Genomic DNA, 228 nt, shown 5'->3' with positions numbered 1-228 from the left:
GCTGCTCCGGACCGAGGTGCTGTTCCTCGGCCGGCAGCAGGCGCCGACGGTCGACGAGCAGGCCGCCGCGTACGCGCGGGTGCCCCGCGCGCTCGGCCCGGACCGCAAGGTCGTCGTCCGGACCCTCGACGCGGGCGCCGACAAGCCGCTCGCGTTCTCCAACCTGCACGCGGAGGAGAACCCGGCGCTCGGCGTGCGCGGCTACCGGCTCGTCCGGTCCGCGCCCGG

General features: G+C 77.6%; 1 protein-coding gene. It reads left to right on the top strand.

Annotated features, from left to right (window positions below; genetic code table 11):
• A partial coding sequence (locus KVT14_RS22040; protein ID WP_306795901.1) for a putative PEP-binding protein occupies window positions 1-228 on the top strand: 228 nt, incomplete at both ends.

It is taken from the genome of Cellulomonas sp. GbtcB1 (assembly GCF_019091725.1).
Lineage (GTDB): Bacteria > Actinomycetota > Actinomycetes > Actinomycetales > Cellulomonadaceae > Cellulomonas.
Note: the sequence above shows the minus strand (reverse complement) of the source record. Positions and strands in the feature narration are given on the sequence as shown.